Source organism: Ruegeria profundi, assembly GCF_049800715.1.
Classification (GTDB): domain Bacteria; phylum Pseudomonadota; class Alphaproteobacteria; order Rhodobacterales; family Rhodobacteraceae; genus Ruegeria; species Ruegeria profundi_A.
This window is the reverse complement of the sequence record NZ_JBNAFO010000009.1, coordinates 173,902-194,509: the sequence shown is the minus strand read 5'-3', so window position 1 is coordinate 194,509 and position 20,608 is coordinate 173,902. Positions and strand designations below refer to the sequence as shown.

Here is a 20,608-nt window from a genome sequence, read left to right as displayed (position 1 = left end):
AAAATCTCATTGGTTGTGTTGGTTTAGAGCCCCAGCACATCCACCATGTCATACTGACCCGGTGCCTTGCCCTGCCCCCAAAGCGCCGCCTTCAGCGCGCCGCGGGCAAATATGGCGCGGTCGGTGGCCAGATGGCGAAGGACGATGCGCTCTCCCGGTGCGGCGAACAGGACGTCGTGCTCTCCCACGATGTCTCCGCCGCGAATGGCGTGGAAACCTATGTCGCCGCGCTTTCGCGCGCCGGTGATACCATCGCGGCCCCGGTCGGCCACATCCGACAGTTTAACGCCACGCCCTTCAGCGGCGGCTTCGCCCAGCATCAGGGCAGTGCCCGAGGGCGCGTCGACCTTGTGATGGTGATGACCTTCGATAACCTCGATGTCGAAATCCTCATCCAGCGCAGCGGCGACCTTTTTGGTCAGTTGCACCAGCAGATTGACCCCAAGGCTCATATTCCCCGCCCGCACAATCACCGCGTGGCGGGAGGCCGGTTCCAGTGCCGCGATTTGCTCGTCCGTCATACCGGTGGTGCCGATCACATGCACACACCGCGCCTGCGCAGCCAAAGCAGCAAACTCCAGCGTCGCTTCGGGCGCGGTGAAGTCGATCACGGCCTGCGCCTGTGCGAACGCCTCCAGCGGACCGTCTGTCACAGTCACGCCCAGCGCCTGCCCGCCCATCGCGGTGCCCACGTCCTGACCGATCCAATCGTGGCCCGCGCGTTCGACCACACCCACAAGACGGGCCTGATCGCTGTCAGTCACGGTCTTGATCAGCATCTGCCCCATACGGCCCGAAGCCCCTGTGATGACGATCCCCGGAATATGGGTCATTGCTTTCTTCCCCTAGATATAGTCGGCTCAAAGCCTCCTACCCGGTTCGCGCCCGCTTGGCAAAGGCTCGGTTAGGGCTTAGATCGTCGGTATGGCAAAGAACAAATTCCACGATGGCCCCGGCCCGTCCCAACGGCAACTGCGTGTCGGCGAACTGATCCGCCGCACCCTGTCCGAAGTTCTGGCGCGCGGAGATGTCCACGACCCCGACCTGAACCGTATGTCGATCACCGTGGGTGAGGTCCGCACCTCGCCCGATCTCAAGATCGCCACCGCCTATGTGCTGCCGCTGGGCGGCAAAGGCCAAGAGGATGTGATCGACCTGCTCGCCCGCAACAAGGGTGAGCTGCGGCGCATGATCGGCAAAAAGCTGAACCTGAAATTCTCACCCGACCTGCGGTTCCGTCTGGATGACACGTTCGACCGGCTGGACGACACCCGCCGCATGTTCGAACAGGACGCGGTACGCCGCGATCTGGACGAGTGATCCGGGCACTCGCAACACTTGGCGCGGTTCTCTGGGCCGCGCAGGCCCATGCGGTCACCTGTGAAAAGCTGACCCATGAGGACAAGCGGTACACGGTCTGCGAGGTCGATGCCTCGGAAGACCTGCGCCTGTTTCTGAACGATGCCGAAGGCGATTTGCTTGGGCATTTCTCATCGGTAAACGATACGCTCGCGCCCGAAGGCAAACGGCTTGTCTTTGCGATGAATGCGGGCATGTATCACGACGACCGTTCGCCCGTCGGCCACTATGTCGAAAACGGGCAAGAGAAGATGCGAGTGATCCCGAATGCCGGGCCGGGCAATTTCGGATTGTTGCCCAACGGGGTGTTCTGCATTCGCGAGGGCCGCGCTGACGTGTTCGAAACGCTCACTTTCGTGGATCAGGCCCCACAGTGCCGTTTTGCAACCCAATCCGGCCCAATGCTGGTGATCGACGGCGAACTGCACCCCCGATTCCTGCCCGATTCGACCTCGCGCTACATTCGCAACGGTGTGGGCACAAGTGCTGATGGCACGCGCACGGTCTTTGCGATCTCTGATGATTACGTGACCTTCCATGAGTTCGGCAGGCTGTTCCGCGACGTGCTGGAAACGCCGAATGCGCTGTTCCTCGATGGAAATATCTCGCGCATGTATGAACGCGCCAGCAACCGGTCGGATATCGGGTTCTCACTGGGGCCAATCGTAGGCGTCGTCGAAGACGCGCCCTGAGTTTGACAGCGGCAAAACGATCCGCTAACCCGCGCGCCTTAGCAAAAGGCAAGGTGCAATATGGGACGCAAACGCAAGGGCCGCGACATTTCCGGTTGGCTGGTGGTGGACAAGCCTGCGGGCATGACCTCGACCGCAGTGGTCAACAAGGTGCGTTGGGCAATGGACGCCAAGAAAGCGGGCCATGCGGGTACTCTGGACCCCGAAGCAACCGGTGTTCTGGCCGTGGCTTTGGGTGAGGCGACCAAGACCGTTCCCTACATTACCGATGCGCTGAAAGCCTACACTTTCACCGTGCGTTTGGGTCATGCGACCAACACGGACGATGCCGAGGGCGAAGTGATTGCGCAAAGCGATGCGCGTCCTTCGGATGACGATATCAAACAGGCACTCGCCCTGTTTTTGGGAGATATCATGCAGGTGCCGCCCAAGTTTTCGGCCGTGAAGATCGACGGGCAACGCGCCTATAAGCTGGCCCGCGATGGCGAAGAGATAGAACTGTCCGCCCGCCCCCTCTGGGTCGAAGAACTGATCCTTGTTGACCGCCCTGACGAAGACCATGTGGTGCTGGAGATGACCTGTGGCAAAGGCGGATATGTCCGCTCGATCGCGCGTGATCTGGGTGAGGCTTTGGGATGCCACGGCCACGTCAAGGAACTCCGCCGCATCTGGTCCGGTCCGTTTGAGGCCGAGGATGGGTTGTCCGTCGAACAGATCGATGAGATGGCCAAGACCACCGCGCTGGACGACTACCTGCATCCGCTGGAAACCGGATTGTCGGACCTGCCCGAACTGAAGTGTACACCCGAAGGCGCCACTCGTCTGCGCAACGGCAATCCGGGCATGGTACTGGCCTCGGACGTGGAATATGGCGATGAGGCATGGGCCTCGCTCGACGGTAAGGCCGTGGCGGTGGGCATCTACAAATCCGGCGAGCTGCACCCAAGCCGGGTGTTCGTCACCTGAACTCCGTGTTAGGCGAAGGGCATGATTACCCGAACGCATACCAAGGGCGATGCGCCCTCGACTGCCGTCTACTCGGATTGCGAGAAGTACCGCTATAGCCTGACCCGTGTTTGGGATCCGGCAGGGCATAAAGCGCTGTTTGTGATGCTGAACCCGTCAACCGCGACCGAGGTGCAGAACGACCCGACGGTCGAGCGTTGCGAACGCCGCGCACGGGCGCTGGGGTTCGGGGCGTTTCAGGTCACCAACATCTTTGCCTGGCGCGACACCGATCCGCGCAAGATGCGCGCCGCCGCTGATCCGGTCGGTCCGGCAAACGACACGGCGATTCTGGATGGCGCTCAATGGGCCGATCAGATCATTGCCGCCTGGGGCACCCACGGCGCGCATCTGGACCGCGGCCCAGCGGTTGAGGCGCTGCTGCGCGGCACCGGGCAGCCTCTGTTTCATCTGGGCCTGTCCAAAGAGGGGCACCCCAAACATCCGCTTTACATCGCCTATACCCAGCAGCCTGAACCCTGGTGACAAAGGGTTAACCACTCGGTCAGCTATGCTTTGACCGATGAACCGTTCGGATGGGACAGTGCCTCTAAGGCGTCTCATTTCTTTCGGAGGGTTCGATATGTTTCTGGCCGGTTTGATCGGATTGGCTGCCGTCGGCGGCGCGGCATACGCCATTGGCGATGCGTTCATCGAAGACGAAGATGAGCAGGACGAGGGTGCGGAGGACGAAAGCCAGACCGAAATCAGCGAAGGTGAGTTCCTTGACGTGGGCGAAAGCGTCGACGCTCTGCAGCTCAGCGACGACACCAACACCGGCGGCACGGTGATCTCGGAACATGAAGGCGATCTGGTGATCGCCGGAAGCGACAACGCCGATGTCATAACCGGGCAGGACGGCACGGACCAGATCAACGGCTATGGCGGTGATGACCACATCATGGGTGGCGATGGCGACGACGTGATGCACGGAGCCGAAGGTGAGGACACACTGTACGGCGGTCAAGGCGATGACCTACTGCGTGGCGAGGCAGACGATGACACCCTGTTCGGGGACGAGGGCGATGACAGGCTATATGGTCATTTCGGCGAGGACCATTTGCAGGGTGGAGAAGGCAACGACGCGCTGTATGGCGGTCAGGGTGAAGATGATCTGAACGGCGGAGAAGGCAATGATGCCCTGCATGGCGGCTATGGTGATGACACACTGACCGGCGGCGCGGGAGAGGATACACTCTTCGGCGGCGATGGCGACGACCTGTTGCTGGGTGATGAGGATAAGGGCGAGACGGATTATCTGAACGGCGGCGCGGGAGAGGACACGATCCTGGCCAAAGACGGCGATGTCGCGACCGGAGGCGCAGGCGCGGATGAAATCATCGCCGACACGGAGAAATCCGAAGTCACCGTGATGGGCTTTCAACCCGGTGAGGACCGCCTGCTGATCACCTGGGAAGATCAGGACCCACCCGAGATCGAAATCGAACAGGACCCCGAGAATGAGAACCTGACCCGCGTCAGCCTCAACGGCCACGAGGTCGCGCATCTGTTCGGGGCCGACGGGTTGACGGTGGACGATATCCAGTTACTGACCGAGGCCGAGTTGGCGGAATACCTACCCGCTGGCTGAGCCGTCAGAATCCCTTTGCCATTCGCGCCAAAAGCGCCTATACGCGCCCATCCGCATCGGAATCAGTGCGGTTTTCTCCATGGGCCTGTGCTGGACGACATCCCGGCCTGCGCCATTAACTCTAACCTTTGAAGGAGACCCCGATGTCGATTACTGCCGCTGAAAAAGCACGCGTCATGAAAGAATTCGGCACCAAAGAGGGCGACACCGGTTCGCCTGAAGTCCAGGTTGCCATCCTGACCTCGCGCATCACCACCCTGACCGAGCACTTCAAGACCCACAAGAAAGACAACCACGGTCGTCGCGGTCTGCTGAAAATGGTCGCCCAGCGCCGTAAGCTGCTGGACTACCTGAAGGGTAAGGAAGAAGCACGCTATCAGGACCTGATCAAAAAGCTGGGCATCCGCCGCTAAGCGCTTTTTGTACAGACTGCAAGAACCAAAACGTACAACTCGTACAGATAAAACGCTCGCTATTTGGCGGGCGTTTTTCGATTTGAAGGCCAGGCAGGAGCTTGCGCTCCGGCACCGCTCGTTGCCCCACCCATTCAAATGACATCAGATTGGCTTGATGGTTTCCAAGCAGGACGCCAATGCTCTAGCGTCCGGACCCAAAGAAAGCTGACTGCCACGCTTGCCCCATCAAAGTATTTAACTCGAAGGAGTTGGGTGCCTTTAGCCCACCCATGGGGCAAAGTGTAATCTCGCCAAGGTATATCTGACGATTCTTGTGGTAGAGATCCACGCGCGCAAACTCGAACTGTCTTCCGATACCTTCCGCGACTTCAATCATGTCGCCGATGAAAGTTGGCCGGGAAATCGGACTACCGCTACGGAAGAAGAGCTCCTCGTCTATGAAATTGAAGTTCCTGTCAAAAACAAGCTGTCTGTGTCTGCTCTGTCTGTCCAAATCCAATTGAATTGCGAGTATCCTGCCGCCGCCGACATGAAACTTCCAATCCGTAAGAGACTCGTCTTCATCACTTAAATCATGCTCCAGAAAAACCCGGTTGCCGATAAGGGAATACCACCACTCGCCTGCTTTGGTGCCGTGGGAATGCTCCAGCCAACCTGCGCTTTGTTTTTCAAGTTCTGTAGCATCCTCCTTTGCCATTGGAAGTGTGACTTTTTTGACGGACCCGGCACCAGAGTTCAGCTTTGCATAGTACCTGCCTTCAGGAAGGTTCGCTGCACCGAGAGCCTCATCGGAAATTGGGAAACGTGAACTCCAAACGGTTGGAATAGGCTTGACCTTTGCTTCCAACGCTTCGGGAATATAATGATCTACGGCCAATTTGTCAGCAGCTGATGGCATGGGGATCGGAGCGAATAGTTTTGCAAGACTGAGTTTTTCGTAGAATCCGTCCGGATTTAGGAAATTTGGCACCTTTCCATATTTGCCAAAATAGATTTTTACCGCGCGCGACAGTTTTTGAACGCAGACTTGTCTTGGCAGAACATCAATTCCGCGCAGGGTTCCGTGCGGAGCGGCAGTGTTTGTTCCAAACAACCCGCGATCGAAGATCTCTTTTACACTGGTCTTTGCGACTTGCCGAAGCTCGAAGCTGCTTGGTTGATACAATTCTACTGAGCTTTTGCTTCTTGCGGCCAATCTCTTCCCCTGGATCTCGTGTCACTGTCGATGTGTGCTTTTCTGAGTATTCTTGCGAAGGCAGTCTACAAGAATCTGCCAGAAAATCGACAACGGGTAGCGCCGAGACCACCTTTGGCAACGTGTGTTTTCAGGCGCCAATAGGCAGTCTGGCACACAAGTCATGCAAAATACACAACTCTCGGACAAAGCAAAAACGCCCGCCATTTGGCGGGCGTCTAATATGTCTTTGGTTTGAGGCTTACATCTTGGCTTTTTCCGATTTAAGCGCCAGCCACAGGCAATAGCACATCATCAGAACCACCAGTGTGAAAGGGATGCCTGTCGACACTGCCGCGCCTTGCAGAGCCGCAAGACCGCCGCCCAAGAGCAGAGCAATCGCCACTAGACCCTCGAGCGTACACCAGAACACCCGTTGGATCACCGGCGCATCCATCTTGCCTCCGGCGGTAATGGTATCAATCACCAACGAACCTGAATCCGATGAGGTCACAAAGAACACAACAATCAAAATCAGGGCGATCGGCGCGATGATGCCATAGAGCGGCAGTTCCTTTAGGAACCCAAACAGGGCGCCCTCGGGGGCATAGCTGTCGATCACAGTGGCGCGTACGCCTTCGGCTCCGCCTGCGTTCAGCATGTCGATAGCGGCGCCGCCGAAGGTCGACATCCACAGGGCGCAGACCGCCGTAGGGGCCAGAAGCGCACAGAGGATGAACTCACGCACCGTGCGGCCCTTGGAAATGCGGGCGATGAACATGCCCACAAAGGGCGACCACGCGATCCACCAGGCCCAGTAGAAGGTCGTCCAGCCATGGAAATAGCTGGTGTCTTCTCGCCCAAATGGATTGGAGAGTGCCGGTAGATGGGTCACGTAATCCACCATCACGTTGAAATACCGCGAAATGGCTGTACCCACTCCGGTGACAATGATGACGAAAAGGAACAGACCAACGGCCATAATCATGTTGATCTCACTCAGCCGTTTCACGCCCGCATCCATACCCAGCAGGACCGAGCCCAGCGCGATCAGCGTGATGCCGATGATCAGTAGGACGGTGACGGTTGGACTGGGTTCGATGCCGAACACCTCATTCAACCCAGCAGCAACTTGCTGCGCCCCAAGACCCAGAGAGGTGGTAAGACCGAACAGCGTGGCAAACACCGCCAGCGTGTCGATGAGATGACCCCACCAGCCCCAAACACGCTCACCCAGAAGCGGATAGAAGGCCGAGCGCAAAGTCAGAGGCAGGTCAAGGTTGTAGGCAAAGATCGCAAGGCTCAGACCAACGGCGGCATATACCGCCCAGCCTTCAAGACCCCAATGGTGGATCGTGCCAACGATACCAATATACTCATTGCCGGGCACTGCGATGTCGATACCCAGGGGCCGGGCGTTGCCACCTTCGGCAAAGTTGTAGTAAACCGGCTCCATCACGCCGAAAAACAGCAGACCGATACCAATACCGGCGGCGAACATCATCGCGATCCATCCGGCATAGGAATAGTCAGGCTTGGCGTCTTTGCCGCCGATCCTGACTTTGCCTACAGGCAGAACGATCAGAACCAGACAGAACAGGGTGATGGCGTTAACTGACAGGACGAGGAACCAGTCAAACGTGCTGGTGAGCCATGGTCTGAGCCAGCCAAAAAAGGCGGCAGCAGCCTCTTGATTGGCCAATGCGATCAAGACGAACGCAAAGATCAAAATACTCGAGATCAGGAAGACCGGGTTGTGGATATCCAAACCGAATGGCCGGACATTGTCCTGACCTAGTTCATACTCGGTTTCGAAATCGTAGATCCGCGGATCCGGATCCAGCATTTTCTTGGTTTGAGCCATACTTTGCCCCTTTGCTCGCAAGCTGCAAACGCCAAGGTAGTCGGCCGGCTGACGGTTATGAGTATGTTACCCCCTTGGCGTATTCCCGTCTCTTCGACCGTGGGTTCAGTGGTAACAGTCTACACTGCATACAGTTTTTTCAAAACTCATTCATTTTTTTGAATCTTTTCACCCCTTTGGAACTGACGTTTCACAGCCTCGCAAATGGCGCTCCGCAGAGTCCTAAAATACCAGTCTGCACGTTTCTGCCAATCGCAGCGGTTCCCCTTTCCTTTCAACGCATTCTCATGTATGCGCGCGGGTATCTGAGACGTTGTGCCCTGACCCCGGCACTCGAATGGAAGATAAAGTGGGGTCGGCGGCAATGGGGCCGCCATGCAAACCGGAGACCCGCAGGGGCGGGAGTGCTCCGTTCTAGGATACGCATATGTTTGATGTAACTAAGAAATCTATGCAGTGGGGCGAAGAGACGCTCACACTGGAAACCGGCAAGGTTGCCCGTCAGGCGGACGGCACCGTGATTGCCACGCTGGGCGAAACCAGCGTCATGGCCAACGTGACCTTTGCCAAGCAACAAAAACCCGGTCAGGACTTTTTCCCGCTGACCGTCCATTACCAAGAGAAATACTATGCCGCCGGTAAGGTTCCGGGTGGCTTCTTCAAGCGCGAGGCGCGCCCGACCGAGAAAGAGACGCTGACCGCGCGTCTGATCGACCGTCCGATCCGCCCGCTATTCGTTGACGGCTTCAAAAACGAAGTTCTGGTGATGTGCACCGTGCTGAGCCACGATCTGGTCAACGACCCCGACATAGTTGCGATGATCGCGGCCTCCGCTGCCCTGACCATTTCCGGCGCGCCGTTCATGGGCCCGATCGCCGGTGCCCGCGTTGGTTTCGTGGATGGCGAATACGTCCTGAACCCGACCGTGGACGACATGCAGGACCTGCGCCTGAACCCCGAACAGCGTCTGGATCTGGTTGTGGCCGGTACCAAAAACGCCGTGATGATGGTGGAATCGGAAGCCTACGAACTGTCCGAGGCCGAAATGCTGGGCGCGGTAAACTTTGCGCATGAGCAGATTCAGCCGGTTCTCGACCTGATCATTGATCTGGCCGAAGAAACCGCGAAAGAGCCGTTTGAGTTCATCGCCCCCGACTATTCAGAGCTGTACGCCGCTGTCTCCGCAGCCGGTGAAGAGCAGATGCGCGCCGCATTCGCGATCACCGACAAGCAAGAGCGCACCGCCGCTGTTGCCGCGGCCCGTGAAGCGATCAAAGAAGCGCTGACCGAGGAACAGCTGGAAGACGCGAACCTCGGCTCGGCAATGAAAAAGCTGGAAGCTGGCATCCTGCGCGGTGACGTCGTCAAAGGCGGCAAGCGCATCGACGGTCGTTCGACCACCGATGTTCGTGCCATCGAAGCCGAAACCTCGCTGCTGCCGCGGACCCACGGTTCTGCGCTGTTCACCCGTGGTGAGACACAGGCGCTGGCCGTAACCACGCTGGGCACCGGTGACGATGAGCAGTTCATCGACGCACTGCACGGCAACTTCAAATCGAACTTCCTGCTGCACTATAACTTCCCCCCCTATTCGGTTGGTGAAGTGGGCCGCGTTGGCTCGCCCGGCCGTCGTGAGATCGGTCACGGCAAGCTGGCATGGCGCGCGCTGCAGGCGGTTCTGCCTGCGCCGACCGACTTCCCCTACACCGTTCGCGTGGTGTCGGAGATCACTGAATCCAACGGCTCGTCCTCGATGGCTTCCGTCTGCGGCGGTTCGCTGTCGATGATGGACGCGGGTGTTCCGCTTAAAGCACCGGTTGCCGGTGTGGCCATGGGTCTGATCCTGGAAGATGACGGTGACTACGCTGTTCTGACCGACATTCTGGGTGACGAAGACCACCTGGGCGACATGGACTTCAAGGTGGCGGGGACCGAAAACGGCATCACCTCGCTGCAGATGGACATCAAGGTTGCGGGCATCACGCCCGAGATCATGGAGACCGCTCTGGCACAGGCCAAAGATGGCCGTATGCACATCCTGAGCGAGATGGGCAAAGCCCTGTCCGAGACCAACGAATTCTCGGTCCACGCTCCGCGCATCGAGACCATGAACATCCCGACTGACAAGATCCGCGAAGTGATCGGCTCGGGTGGTAAGGTCATCCGTGAGATCGTCGAGGTTTCGGGTGCCAAGGTCGACATCAACGACGACGGCGTCATCAAGATCGCCTCGCCGGATGGTGAGTCGATCCAGAAGGCCTATGACATGATCTATTCGATCGTGGCCGAGCCGGAAGAAGGTCAGATCTACACCGGTAAAGTGGTCAAGATCGTCGACTTCGGTGCCTTCGTGAACTTCTTTGGCAAGCGCGACGGCCTGGTCCACGTGTCCCAGATCGAAAACCGCCGCCTGAACCATCCGTCGGACGTTCTGAAGGAAGGTCAGGAAGTAAAGGTCAAACTGCTGGGCTTTGACGATCGCGGCAAGGTCCGCCTGTCGATGAAAGTGGTCGATCAGGAAACCGGCGAAGAGATCGTTCCCGAGAAGAAAGAAAAGAAAGAAGACGCAGAGTAATCTGTTCCTCTTTCAAATGATTAGGGCCCCGGTGAAACCACCGGGGCTTTTTTTGTGCTACAGTGCCGACCAGCAGGAGGGTTGGCGATGTCTAACAAGGACCAGATGGATGAACTGGCGCGGCTTTACCTACAAGCCATCGAAAGCGGCGACCTGCCCGCGATTCTGAACCTGTTTGCCGAGGACGCGACGGCAACCTCTCCGATATCGGGCAAGCAACCGGCGCGTGACTTCTATACCAACGTTATGAACATCACGAGCGACCGGTCCACCCTTCACAAGAACACCTTTGCCGATACATCCGGTGCGCCGCAGATGGCGGTTCATTTCAACTACACCCGCACCATCCGAAACGGGCACCCTGAAACGATTGAATGCGTAGACCTGTTTGAACTGACCGAGGATCAAACCCGATTCCAATCGGTGCGGATCATCTACGACACCGCACCGGTTCTTGTGGATTTTGGAGAAGCCTGATCCTTAGTGCGCCACCCCCGACGGCCCGTGCTTCATAAGATGCCACTGCCCGTAACTGTCGTTCAGGTCCAGCTTGATCGCCGCGTCGGCCTTGGTCGAGGCACTGCCGATCTCGGCCAAAGTGAATTCAATCCCGCCGGGAATGTCGATCCGCACGCGATGTGGGCCACCACCATGCGGCGCTTCAATGGGACGGCCGTTCGAGTTCAGCACGTCGCCGATGGACACCTTGGCCGTACGCTCCTCCATATCCATCTCGAAATCTATCGGCAGAAACAGGGTCTCATGCACGGTTTTGCACATCGCACGGAAGACGAACCAATGGGTCGCCATCTCTTCGGTCTCTTCCCCGTGGAAGACCTTTTCTAGTGCGGCCCTCTGAGCATCTGAGGCGCTTGGATCGATGATCACCTGCATCTCGCCGCCGCCCTCAAAGATCGGACCCGGCCAGGCATAGATCAAAGCGGCCTTGGCACCCGCTAAGTCGGTATCTCCAAAATGGCCTTTCGAGACTTCAAGCACTTCGAACCCACGGCAATTGCCCTGTGTTGGAAGTTCCTCGAACTGGCAAGGGCACGCGTAACCGCAATTACAGTTCCCAAAAGCATCACCTTCAACATACCAATCTGTAAAAGCCATCGTCTTCTCCTGTGTTTCACAGTGTGATCGCCCGATGGTGCGGATGCCTGGTTCGTCTGCCTATCGCAGCCTAGCATATTTCTCTCCTTTCAAGAACCGGTCGCAAACACCGCTCGCACTGGTTCGGCTTGCAAAAATGAGCGCCCATTTCTCTCGCGTTGCTCTTTCCCCACGCGCGCCCGTGTTCTATGCACGCATCATGCGATCCTTTGTCATCCATATGTCTTCCAGCACGGCCCGCCGCGCCAATGCAGACCAGCTGTGCAACGACCTGCCGAATGCCGAACTGTTCGAGGCGACCAATGGGCGCGACCAGGACCAGATCGCAGATGTCCGCCTGCACCCCGGCACCCTGCACAAACCACACTACCCGTTCGACCTGCGCCCCGCAGAAATCGGCGTGTTCCAAAGCCACAGGCGCCTCTGGCAAAAACTGGTGGATAAAGAGATTGACCTGGCTATCATCACCGAGGATGACCTGCGCGTCGATCCTGACAAAATGGCCCAAGCAATCAATATGCTGCACGCCGTCGCCACCCCGGATCACTATATCCGCATCCCCGTCAAACAACGCGAAGTCGCGGCCCACACACTGGCCGAGCAAGACGGCCTAAGCCTGATCCTGCCCAAAGTGATCGGCCTGCAATGCGTCTGCCAGATGGTCGGCCGCAACGCCGCCAAACGGCTCCTAAAGGCGACCGATCAAATCGACCGCCCAGTGGATACATTCCTGCAAATGCACTGGATCACCGGTCAGCCAATCCATGCCCTTCTGGGCAGCGGCAACCGCGAAGTGGCCCGCGATATCGGCGGCTCGACCATCCAGACGAAACCACCCTTCTCAGACAAACTGACCCGCGAAGTCAAACGCGCTGCCTACCGGGCACAGCTCCACCTGCACCCGCAGCGCCCGCCTGCTTCATCTGGCTGAAAATATCTTCGGGGGAATTGCGCCTCAGGCGCGATGGGGGGCAGACAGCCCCCCTGACTCGGTCCAAATCAGGACGGAGCCTTGGTCTTGCGCAGATAGGGGAAGATCGTCTCGAACTCACCAAACTTCGCTTTGGCATCTTCGTTCGAAACGGTCGGCGGGATGATTACATCCTCACCCGGCACCCAGTTCGCAGGTGTCGCAACACCCTTGGACGACATCTGCAATCCGTCCAGCGCCCGCAGGATCTCAGCAAAGTTCCGGCCAACAGTCATCGGATAGGTCATCGACAGCTTCAACTGCTTGTCCGGTCCGATAATGAAAACCGAACGCACGGTGGCGCTATCCGCAGGGGTGCGGCCGTCGGGCAGGTAGGCCTCGGCGGGCAGCATGTCAAAGGCCTTGGACACCGCCAGCCCGTCATCTGCAATGATCGGGAAACCGGGGTTGGCCTTGCCATAGGCTTCGATGTCTTTCTTCCACTTCTTGTGGTCCTCGACACCGTCGACCGAAACACCGATCACCTTGGTATTGCGCGCCGCCCATTCGTCGTTCAGCTGGGCCACAGCCGAAAATTCGGTGGTGCAGACCGGGGTGAAGTCCTTGGGATGCGAGAACAGGATCGCCCAGCTGTCACCAATCCAATCGTGAAACTGAATGGTGCCCTGATCCGTCTCTGCGGTGAAATTCGGGACCGTGTCGTTGATACGCAAACCCATGGTGCAACTCCTTCTTTGGTTACTGACCGAGTCGAATGCAGTGAACCTAACCACTTTGCGCCAGAGTTAAACCTTCCGCAAAAGTCTTTTTCCGGGAGGTCGCCAAACAAATTTGATCAAATTACCCCCTTGCCGCGCCTCAGAGCGAATGACAGACTGTGCGGCAAAACCAGTCTTTGACATCACGGCCCGGAGGATACGCCATGATCGAAAAACGCGATTTCTACATTAACGGTCAATGGGTTGCTCCATCTGAGGCGAATGATTTCGAGGTAATCAACCCCTCGACCGAGGAACCCTGCGCGGTGATCTCCCTCGGCGCTCAGGCCGACACTGACGCCGCCGTTGCCGCGGCCAAAGCGGCCTTGCCTGGCTGGATGGCCACTCCGGTCCAAGAGCGTATCGCCCTGGTCGAAAAGCTGACCGACCTCTACATGACCCGGTCCGAGGACCTGGCGCAGGCCATGTCGCTTGAGATGGGCGCGCCGATCGACATGTCGCGCACGGCTCAATCCGGTGCCGGGATTTATCACCTGAAGAACTTCATCCGCGCCGCCAAGGAGTTTGAATTCGAGCGCCCTCTGGGCGATCACGCCGCCAATGATCGCATCATCTATGAAGCCGTCGGCGTCGCCGGTCTAATCACTCCGTGGAACTGGCCGATGAACCAGATCACCCTCAAGGTCGGCGCGGCGGCGATTGCGGGCTGTACGATGGTTCTGAAACCGTCGGAGCAGAGCCCCCTGAATGCGATGATCTTTGCTGAACTGATGGACGAGGCCGGTTTCCCACCCGGAGTATTCAATCTGGTGAACGGCGATGGCGTGGGTGTCGGTTCGCAACTCTCTGCGCATCCGGATGTGGACATGATCAGCTTCACCGGCTCGACCCGCGCGGGCACTGCGATCTCGAAAAGTGCTGCCGATACACTGAAGAAGGTGCATCTGGAACTGGGCGGCAAAGGCGCCAACGTAATCTTTGAGGATGCGGATGAGAAGGCCGTGAAACGCGGCGTTCTGCACATGATGAACAACACCGGCCAAAGCTGTAACGCTCCAAGCCGGATGCTGGTGCAGCGCCCGATTTATGACAAGGCCGTTGAGACCGCAGCCGAAGTGGCCAATGCTGTCACGGTCGGCCCGGCCACAGAGGAAGGCCGCCATATCGGCCCCGTTGTGAATGAGCTTCAGTGGACCAAGATTCAGGATCTGATCCAAGCCGGTATAGATGAAGGCGCGCGGCTGGTCGCAGGTGGCACCGGACGGCCCGAGGGGCTGAACAAGGGCTACTATGTGCGCCCGACGGTGTTTGCCGATGCCAACAACCAGATGACCATTGCGCGGCAGGAGATCTTCGGCCCGGTCCTGACCATGATCCCCTTCGACACCGAGGAAGAAGCCGTCGAGATCGCCAATGACACGCCCTATGGCCTGACCAACTATGTCCAGACACAGGACGGCGCGCGCGCCAACCGCATGGCGCGGGTGTTGCGGTCCGGGATGGTTGAGATGAACGGTCAGTCGCGCAGCGCGGGATCTCCGTTCGGCGGGATGAAGCAATCCGGCAACGGCCGCGAAGGCGGCGTCTTCGGCCTTGAGGATTTTCTTGAGATCAAAGCCGTCGGCGGTTGGGCAGCAGAATAGGCATGTGGCCTGATCTAGGACGATTGGTGAGGCTCGGGCAGAGCCTCACCCTTTTCTAGGCTGGACGCACAACCAGCTGGGGTTGCCCATCAGACGTCCTTTGTGTTGAGCGTCCATCCCAACCGATCACCCCGGTTACACGTTGGCGGTACGAGGAAAAGCTCTCGAACTGCACCACATCAACTGGCGTTTCAAAATGCAGGGTAACCCTGCGGTTGGATCCGTCACCCAACAGGGTCATGCCGCGTATTTCGGCTGAGAACGGCTGCCCCAGATATCGCCCTTCAACCCGATCTCCGACACGCAAGTGCATGCGGTTTCCAGCTTTGGCGTGCAGTGTATTCCAATCCCGAACGCCATATTGATGGGCGAGCATCTCCAACGCCTCGCTATGTGAAAGGGTCACATCTTTGGCGCGTAGGTCTTCACGCAAGCGCTTGGCCTGCGCTTTCAACTCGTCTATCGGTGGGATTGTTCTTTGTATCGTCATCATGTGCCTCGTTTCCTTGAACGGGCGCGAAATCTGGACGGGGTTCGCATTGCCATCCGCGCGCCGTGAAAGTGGCAACAGATGTTCGTATTCAGGGTTTCACCGAAGCCAAAGGCCGCGAACGGCAGGGGACCCAAACCTTGCTAGTCCTTTGGCACTGCTTGGTTGCAGAGTCAATCAGGCATCCGCCTGCGCAGCCTCATAGGCCAGCATCGCGCGCTTCACCGGCAGACCCCAGTGGTATCCGCCCAGACCGCCCGACTTGCGCAAGGCCCGGTGACAGGGGATCAGCCAGCTCACCGGATTGCGCCCAACCGCTGTCCCCACCGCGCGCACCGCCTGAGGCGACCCCACCCGCTGCGCGATTTCCGAATAGGTCGTGACCTGACCCGAAGGGATATGCATCAGCGCCTCCCACACCTTGATCTGCAGCGGTGAGCCGATCAGGTGCAGTGGCGTCTCGGACCGGTTCGCGCCAAAGGAGGCCTCGACCCAAGGACGCAGCTTTTCGGTATCCTCGACGAAATTGGCCTTGGGCCAGCGCGCGGTCATGTCCTCCATCGCGGCGGCCTCGCCGGTTTCGGCACCAAACGCTATGCCGCAGATGCCCTTGTCGGTCCCCATGACCAACGCTTGCCCGAAAGGACAATCGAACCACCCCCAGTAGACCGTCAGCCCCGCGCCTTTGCGGGCGTACTCACCTGGGCTCATGGATTCCCATTTCAGGAACAGGTCGTGCAGGCGGCCGCTGCCGGACAGGCCGACATTATGGGCGGTCTCCAACGTGGTGAAGCGTTCCCGCAGCAGCGCCTTGGCATGACCCAGCGTCAGGTATTGCTGGTACCGTTTCGGCGACACCCCGGTCCAGCGCGAGAACAGGCGCTGGAAATGGGCGGGACTCATGCCCATCTGGCTGGCCAGTTCTTCAAGGCTGAGGGTTTCGCCACCCTGATCAATCAACTCGATCGCGCGGCGCATGACGTTGTAGTGGTATCCGCTTTCGGGTGTCTGGACGTTCATGGCTTTCACCTCATCTGTTGATCCAAACCATAACGCGCAGCTCACGCTCCCGCGACCCGGAACTTGCGCATTGGCTTTGGGCTTGTGTCATTGGCCCTTGGGCGGCATTAAGGCTCGGATGGCAAAGCAACTCGACTATCACACGATCCGCGAGATCTTTACGCGCTTTCAAGAGGCCGACCCGGAACCCAAGGGCGAGCTGGAGCATGTGAACGTCTACACTCTGGTCGTGGCAGTAGCGCTTTCGGCGCAGGCGACCGATGCGGGCGTCAACAAAGCCACGCGCGAGCTGTTCAAGATCGCAGATACTCCGCAAAAGATGCTGGATCTCGGCGAAGAGGGCCTGATCGAGCATATTAAAACCATTGGCTTGTTCCGCCAGAAGGCGAAGAACGTCATTAAGCTCAGCCGTATACTGGTCGAAGACTACGATGGTGAGGTTCCCAATTCCCGCGCGGCGCTGCAATCTCTGCCCGGTGTCGGGCGCAAGACGGCCAATGTGGTTCTGAACATGTGGTGGCGGCAACCAGCGCAAGCAGTGGACACGCATATTTTCCGTGTCGGCAACCGCACTGGTATTTGCCCCGGCAAGGACGTAGACGCCGTCGAACGCGCCATCGAGGACAATATTCCAGCCGACTTTCAACTCCATGCACATCACTGGCTGATCCTGCACGGGCGTTATCACTGTAAAGCACGCAAACCGATGTGCGGAACCTGCATCATCCGCGATCTCTGCCAATTCGAGGACAAGAATCTATGAAAACCTACCAGCTCACTGGCATCGGAAATGCCGTTGTGGACGTGATTTCCCAGGCTGATGACAGCTTCCTTGAACTGATGGGCATCGAGAAAGGCATCATGCAACTGATCGAGCAGGAGCGCGGCGAAGTGCTCTATGCCTCGATGGAAGGTCGGGTGCAGACGCCGGGTGGGTCTGTCGCAAACACCATTGCGGGCGCGGGTGCGCTGGGTCTTGATGCTGCTTTTATTGGCCGTGTACATGATGACGCGTTGGGCCGCTTCTATGCCGATGCGATGAACGAAGACGGCGTGGATTTCGTGAACCCACCTGTGCCGGGCGGCGAGCTGCCGACCTCACGCTCGATGATCTTCGTCTCGCCTGATGGCGAGCGGTCCATGAACACCTATCTGGGGATTTCCTCGGAACTGTCGTCTCAGGACGTCTCGGACGAGGTTGCCGGAAACAGCCAGATCATGTTCCTCGAGGGGTATCTGTTCGACAAGGAAAAGGGCAAAGCCGCGTTTCTTGAGGCCGCGCGTGCCTGTCACAAGGGTGGTGGCAAGGCCGGTATCGCCATTTCCGATCCTTTCTGCGTCGAGCGCCACCGGGTCGATTTCCTGCTGCTGATCGAGAACGAACTGGACTTCGTGATCGGCAATGAAGCTGAGATCAAATCGCTGTTCGAAACCGAGGATCTTGAGGACGCACTGGCCAAAACCGCCGCAATTTGCCCTCTGGTCGTCTGCACCCGTTCGGGCGACGGCGTGACGGTTCTGAACGGCGACACCCGTCACGATGTTGCGGTCGAAAAAGTAGTGCCCGTGGATGCGACCGGCGCAGGCGATCAGTTCGCGGCCGGTTTCCTGTACGGCATGGCCACTGGCCGCGACTATGAGACCTGCGCCAAGATCGGTAATGTCTGCGCGCGCGAAGTGATCAGCCATATCGGCCCGCGCCCCGAAGCCAACTTGCAAGAATTGCTGCGGGAAGAAGGCCTGCTGTAAGACATTGATCCGGGTCGGCGCCCACGCGCCGGCCTTCAGGATCCGGCGGCTGCGTCGTTCAACGCCCAATCATACTCATAGGCACTCACACGTTGGGCTTGATTTAGGCGCTGTTGCAACCCCGGGTCGGCTGCTGTTTCGAGATAGGCAATCACGGCCTGCTCATTTGGCCCGAAATCCTCGCGGAACCAGATGTAAATCTTCGACAGGATCAGCCGCCCCTCATCATCGAACCGCACCCCACGCGGGTCGTTGACATAGGCGTGCTCGGCTGCGGCGAGGTCGCGTTCCAATGTCTTGGCCTCCCAGGCGCGGGCCATCAGGTTCGGGCACCCGACCGCTGCACAATTCAGCGCGTAGTGAATGCGCGGCTCATCGAAAGTCGGTCGGATGATGCGGTGTTCGATGTCGTTCAGGGTCAAGATCTGGCCAGAGACCACAGCCAAGGGGCGACCCCATGGGCCGATCGACAACGGCCCATCCTTGATGTCGCGGATCGAGGCGACCGGGTAGGCCTCAAGCACCACATCCACCGTCAGCGCGTTGTAGAGGTTGATCCAATAGGCCAATTGTTGATCGCGGGTCAGATCGGCCGGATCAACGGCCTGCAGCTCGGTTAGATAATCATCCAGAAGCGCGCTGTCAGCCGCGCTCACCTGCCCATAGGCCGCCCGGTTCACGCCGCGCGCATCGGGGGCCACATAGCGGGTCAGAAAACGGGTCCAATCGCCATGATCTACCTTCTCACCCGGAGGGGGCGCGGCGCGGGTCAGGGCCGTGTCGGGCAAGGGCGTCGCGGCGGGCAAGGCCAGCCTCTCCACACTGGCACAGGCGGTCAGAAGCGGCAGCAGCATCAGGATCAAAACCTGTCTCATGAAGCGTCCTTTCGGCTTTGACGAGCAGCGCGCAACTGCCCTTTGAGGCGTTTCAGCGGAGCCACCTCAGGGTCTTTTAGAGCGGGCAAGTCCGGGCGAGCCGACAGGCCGCGCGTCGCCGCGTTCCACCAAAAGGTACCCATCGGACTGTCCACCCGATCTGGCGCGGCCAAATGCTGATCGCGCTGCGCGTTGTGAACGCACATGGAGAGCGGTCCGTTGGCCGTCGCAACCATGAACACGCAAGAGGCGCAGCGGTCTTCCTCTAACGCATCCGCAGCCATGAAATTGTGGATAAACACGGCCTGCCGCCGCACCGGTCCGCGCAATACGCCGGTCCCCAGCCGCAGAAGACACCCGGCCAGATGGCTAAGCGCCCAAAGGGCCAGGAGCGGATGGCGGCGGATCAGGCGTCCCACGCTGGGGCGGATGCGGATATGAGCGTCTTGGCCTGTATCCACCTCCTCAAGCGCCGCAATCACCCGCTGCACCAGGCGCCGGTTCGACAGTAACGACACGGCCTTGCCCCGCGCAGAAACAACGCTGCCATACCGGTTGCAACTGGAATGCCCGACGGCCGCCGAGTCGAAATGCAACGACGTGCCATAACCCTGCTCAACCGCGCGGATGACACTGTCTTGCGTGATTGCATCGGGTCGTGCTCGCAACACGCCTCGCCCGGTATCGGCCTGCATCTGGAACGAGACAAAACCAACCTCGGGCTGGTCCCGCAGGAACCGGGCCAAAGCCGGGATTTCAGCAAAGTTGCCGTCAAAAACGGTCGTATTGAATAGAATACGCAGCCCCAAACCGCGCGCCCGGTCGATATAGGCTTTGCGTACGCGGTTGAGCTCCATTTCGGAGGCGAACCCGTTGCGCTCTTGCGTCATGTCCACGTGAAAGGCCACGTCATCCAGCCCCGCTGCCGCCAATCGCGTCAGCATCGCCCGGCTGGCGCGGATGCCGTTGGTCATCAGGCACGAGCGCATACCCAGCCGCCTGATCTCGCGACAGAGCGCCTCAAGATCGTCAACCTTGCGCAGGGTCGGATCGCCGCCGGTCAATTGAACGGAAACACCCCGACCATAGTGGCTACGGATCGTGGCAATGCGCGCAAACAGGACCGAAAGCGGGGGATCGTAGGTCATCTCGGCCCGGTCAGAGAGGTAGCAGAGCGTGCAGTCCAGATTGCAGCGCTGCGTCACCTCAAGCGCGACGCAGGCCATCGGGTAGAACCGCCCTGCTGTCTGAGACGGGCCGAACTCTCCGCACCCGCGCAATCCCTCACGCAGAGGCGCGCGCCGGTCCAAGCCCTGAATTCGCCGTCCGGCGGGCTTGATGGTGATCGGGTCTGGCACGGTGTCTTTCATGCCTCCAAGCTAGAGGCAC

The 20,608-nt window shown here is 58.9% G+C and carries 21 protein-coding genes; 12 read left to right on the top strand and 9 right to left on the bottom strand.

What is annotated here, in order from left to right; genetic code table 11:
* Positions 1-23: 23 nt before the first annotated feature.
* Positions 24-833, bottom strand: a complete 810-nt coding sequence (dapB, locus tag ACP15L_RS15610; RefSeq protein ID WP_425084885.1) for a 4-hydroxy-tetrahydrodipicolinate reductase — start codon at positions 831-833, stop codon at positions 24-26.
* A gap of 91 nt (positions 834-924) precedes the next feature.
* Between dapB and rbfA the strand changes: the two genes are divergently transcribed.
* The 6 genes from rbfA to rpsO all read left to right on the top strand — a co-directional run bounded on the left by rbfA (position 925) and on the right by rpsO (position 5,060).
* A complete protein-coding gene (rbfA, locus tag ACP15L_RS15605) occupies positions 925-1,320 on the top strand; it encodes a 30S ribosome-binding factor RbfA (RefSeq protein WP_170379347.1) in 396 nt (131 codons plus the stop codon).
* Positions 1,317-2,051 (top strand): phosphodiester glycosidase family protein, encoded by a 735-nt coding sequence (locus ACP15L_RS15600; protein ID WP_425084884.1) that lies wholly within the window; start codon positions 1,317-1,319, stop codon positions 2,049-2,051. The genes rbfA and ACP15L_RS15600 overlap by 4 nt, the downstream gene beginning before the upstream one ends.
* 60 nt (positions 2,052-2,111) lie before the next feature.
* Positions 2,112-3,017, top strand: a complete 906-nt coding sequence (gene truB, locus ACP15L_RS15595) for a tRNA pseudouridine(55) synthase TruB (RefSeq protein WP_425084883.1) — start codon at positions 2,112-2,114, stop codon at positions 3,015-3,017.
* Positions 3,018-3,038: 21 nt separating this feature from the next.
* Positions 3,039-3,542, top strand: coding sequence for a DUF1643 domain-containing protein (locus tag ACP15L_RS15590; protein ID WP_425084882.1), 504 nt, complete (start codon positions 3,039-3,041; stop codon positions 3,540-3,542).
* 97 nt (positions 3,543-3,639) lie between these two features.
* Positions 3,640-4,647 (top strand): calcium-binding protein, encoded by a 1,008-nt coding sequence (locus tag ACP15L_RS15585; protein ID WP_425084881.1) that lies wholly within the window; start codon positions 3,640-3,642, stop codon positions 4,645-4,647.
* A 143-nt stretch (positions 4,648-4,790) separates the two neighbouring features.
* On the top strand, positions 4,791-5,060 hold the full coding sequence (gene rpsO / locus ACP15L_RS15580; protein WP_170379357.1) for a 30S ribosomal protein S15: 270 nt from the start codon (positions 4,791-4,793) through the stop codon (positions 5,058-5,060).
* 184 nt (positions 5,061-5,244) lie between these two features.
* Here rpsO and ACP15L_RS15575 read toward each other — a convergent pair whose 3' ends face one another.
* Positions 5,245-6,258, bottom strand: a complete 1,014-nt coding sequence (locus ACP15L_RS15575) for an ATP-grasp fold amidoligase family protein (protein ID WP_425084880.1) — start codon at positions 6,256-6,258, stop codon at positions 5,245-5,247.
* A gap of 241 nt (positions 6,259-6,499) precedes the next feature.
* On the bottom strand, positions 6,500-8,101 hold the full coding sequence (locus ACP15L_RS15570) for a BCCT family transporter (protein WP_170473108.1): 1,602 nt from the start codon (positions 8,099-8,101) through the stop codon (positions 6,500-6,502).
* 427 nt (positions 8,102-8,528) lie between these two features.
* On the opposite strand from ACP15L_RS15570, the gene pnp reads away from it, so the two are divergent.
* The gene (gene pnp, locus ACP15L_RS15565) at positions 8,529-10,676 is read left to right on the top strand and encodes a polyribonucleotide nucleotidyltransferase (RefSeq protein ID WP_425084879.1); all 2,148 of its coding nucleotides are present in this window, start codon (positions 8,529-8,531) and stop codon (positions 10,674-10,676) included.
* Between the two features lie 87 nt (positions 10,677-10,763).
* Positions 10,764-11,153, top strand: a complete 390-nt coding sequence (locus ACP15L_RS15560; RefSeq protein ID WP_425084878.1) for a nuclear transport factor 2 family protein — start codon at positions 10,764-10,766, stop codon at positions 11,151-11,153.
* 3 nt (positions 11,154-11,156) lie between these two features.
* Here ACP15L_RS15560 and ACP15L_RS15555 read toward each other — a convergent pair whose 3' ends face one another.
* Entirely contained in the window at positions 11,157-11,792 is a 636-nt protein-coding gene (locus ACP15L_RS15555; protein ID WP_425084877.1) for a DUF1326 domain-containing protein, read from the bottom strand.
* Between the two features lie 136 nt (positions 11,793-11,928).
* On the opposite strand from ACP15L_RS15555, the gene ACP15L_RS15550 reads away from it, so the two are divergent.
* On the top strand, positions 11,929-12,723 hold the full coding sequence (locus ACP15L_RS15550) for a glycosyltransferase family 25 protein (protein WP_425084876.1): 795 nt from the start codon (positions 11,929-11,931) through the stop codon (positions 12,721-12,723).
* A gap of 68 nt (positions 12,724-12,791) precedes the next feature.
* Here ACP15L_RS15550 and ACP15L_RS15545 read toward each other — a convergent pair whose 3' ends face one another.
* Positions 12,792-13,442, bottom strand: coding sequence for a peroxiredoxin (locus ACP15L_RS15545; protein ID WP_170459651.1), 651 nt, complete (start codon positions 13,440-13,442; stop codon positions 12,792-12,794).
* A gap of 203 nt (positions 13,443-13,645) precedes the next feature.
* Here ACP15L_RS15545 and ACP15L_RS15540 point away from each other — a divergent pair, with 203 nt between their 5' ends.
* Positions 13,646-15,085, top strand: coding sequence for an aldehyde dehydrogenase family protein (locus ACP15L_RS15540; protein WP_425084875.1), 1,440 nt, complete (start codon positions 13,646-13,648; stop codon positions 15,083-15,085).
* A gap of 55 nt (positions 15,086-15,140) precedes the next feature.
* Here the strand turns inward: ACP15L_RS15540 and ACP15L_RS15535 are convergent, their stop codons facing one another.
* Entirely contained in the window at positions 15,141-15,575 is a 435-nt protein-coding gene (locus ACP15L_RS15535; protein ID WP_170643663.1) for a glyoxalase superfamily protein, read from the bottom strand.
* Between the two features lie 177 nt (positions 15,576-15,752).
* Complete coding sequence (locus tag ACP15L_RS15530; protein ID WP_425084874.1) at positions 15,753-16,595, bottom strand: bifunctional helix-turn-helix domain-containing protein/methylated-DNA--[protein]-cysteine S-methyltransferase; 843 nt, start codon at positions 16,593-16,595, stop codon at positions 15,753-15,755.
* Between the two features lie 118 nt (positions 16,596-16,713).
* Here ACP15L_RS15530 and nth point away from each other — a divergent pair, with 118 nt between their 5' ends.
* Positions 16,714-17,358 (top strand): endonuclease III, encoded by a 645-nt coding sequence (nth, locus tag ACP15L_RS15525; RefSeq protein WP_425084873.1) that lies wholly within the window; start codon positions 16,714-16,716, stop codon positions 17,356-17,358.
* Positions 17,355-18,344, top strand: coding sequence for an adenosine kinase (locus ACP15L_RS15520; protein WP_170667384.1), 990 nt, complete (start codon positions 17,355-17,357; stop codon positions 18,342-18,344). Before nth ends, ACP15L_RS15520 begins: the two co-directional genes overlap by 4 nt.
* Before the next feature lie 35 nt (positions 18,345-18,379).
* On the opposite strand, the gene ACP15L_RS15515 is transcribed toward ACP15L_RS15520, so the two are convergent.
* Positions 18,380-19,219, bottom strand: a complete 840-nt coding sequence (locus tag ACP15L_RS15515) for a DUF547 domain-containing protein (protein ID WP_425084872.1) — start codon at positions 19,217-19,219, stop codon at positions 18,380-18,382.
* On the bottom strand, positions 19,216-20,589 hold the full coding sequence (locus tag ACP15L_RS15510; protein WP_425084871.1) for a radical SAM protein: 1,374 nt from the start codon (positions 20,587-20,589) through the stop codon (positions 19,216-19,218). Before ACP15L_RS15510 ends, ACP15L_RS15515 begins: the two co-directional genes overlap by 4 nt.
* Between the last annotated feature and the right edge of the window lie 19 nt (positions 20,590-20,608).

What these genes read in the sequence shown, in the direction of transcription:
- dapB (WP_425084885.1), bottom strand. Translation starts at nt 833, where the DNA reads ATGACCCATATTCCGGGGATCGTCATCACAGGGGCTTCGGGCCGTATG.
- rbfA (WP_170379347.1), top strand. Translation starts at nt 925, where the DNA reads ATGGCAAAGAACAAATTCCACGATGGCCCCGGCCCGTCCCAACGGCAA.
- truB (WP_425084883.1), top strand. Translation starts at nt 2,112, where the DNA reads ATGGGACGCAAACGCAAGGGCCGCGACATTTCCGGTTGGCTGGTGGTG.
- ACP15L_RS15590 (WP_425084882.1), top strand. Translation starts at nt 3,039, where the DNA reads ATGATTACCCGAACGCATACCAAGGGCGATGCGCCCTCGACTGCCGTC.
- ACP15L_RS15585 (WP_425084881.1), top strand. Translation starts at nt 3,640, where the DNA reads ATGTTTCTGGCCGGTTTGATCGGATTGGCTGCCGTCGGCGGCGCGGCA.
- rpsO (WP_170379357.1), top strand. Translation starts at nt 4,791, where the DNA reads ATGTCGATTACTGCCGCTGAAAAAGCACGCGTCATGAAAGAATTCGGC.
- ACP15L_RS15570 (WP_170473108.1), bottom strand. Translation starts at nt 8,101, where the DNA reads ATGGCTCAAACCAAGAAAATGCTGGATCCGGATCCGCGGATCTACGAT.
- pnp (WP_425084879.1), top strand. Translation starts at nt 8,529, where the DNA reads ATGTTTGATGTAACTAAGAAATCTATGCAGTGGGGCGAAGAGACGCTC.
- ACP15L_RS15560 (WP_425084878.1), top strand. Translation starts at nt 10,764, where the DNA reads ATGTCTAACAAGGACCAGATGGATGAACTGGCGCGGCTTTACCTACAA.
- ACP15L_RS15555 (WP_425084877.1), bottom strand. Translation starts at nt 11,792, where the DNA reads ATGGCTTTTACAGATTGGTATGTTGAAGGTGATGCTTTTGGGAACTGT.
- ACP15L_RS15550 (WP_425084876.1), top strand. Translation starts at nt 11,929, where the DNA reads ATGAGCGCCCATTTCTCTCGCGTTGCTCTTTCCCCACGCGCGCCCGTG.
- ACP15L_RS15545 (WP_170459651.1), bottom strand. Translation starts at nt 13,442, where the DNA reads ATGGGTTTGCGTATCAACGACACGGTCCCGAATTTCACCGCAGAGACG.
- ACP15L_RS15540 (WP_425084875.1), top strand. Translation starts at nt 13,646, where the DNA reads ATGATCGAAAAACGCGATTTCTACATTAACGGTCAATGGGTTGCTCCA.
- ACP15L_RS15535 (WP_170643663.1), bottom strand. Translation starts at nt 15,575, where the DNA reads ATGACGATACAAAGAACAATCCCACCGATAGACGAGTTGAAAGCGCAG.
- ACP15L_RS15530 (WP_425084874.1), bottom strand. Translation starts at nt 16,595, where the DNA reads ATGAACGTCCAGACACCCGAAAGCGGATACCACTACAACGTCATGCGC.
- nth (WP_425084873.1), top strand. Translation starts at nt 16,714, where the DNA reads ATGGCAAAGCAACTCGACTATCACACGATCCGCGAGATCTTTACGCGC.
- ACP15L_RS15520 (WP_170667384.1), top strand. Translation starts at nt 17,355, where the DNA reads ATGAAAACCTACCAGCTCACTGGCATCGGAAATGCCGTTGTGGACGTG.
- ACP15L_RS15515 (WP_425084872.1), bottom strand. Translation starts at nt 19,219, where the DNA reads ATGAGACAGGTTTTGATCCTGATGCTGCTGCCGCTTCTGACCGCCTGT.
- ACP15L_RS15510 (WP_425084871.1), bottom strand. Translation starts at nt 20,589, where the DNA reads ATGAAAGACACCGTGCCAGACCCGATCACCATCAAGCCCGCCGGACGG.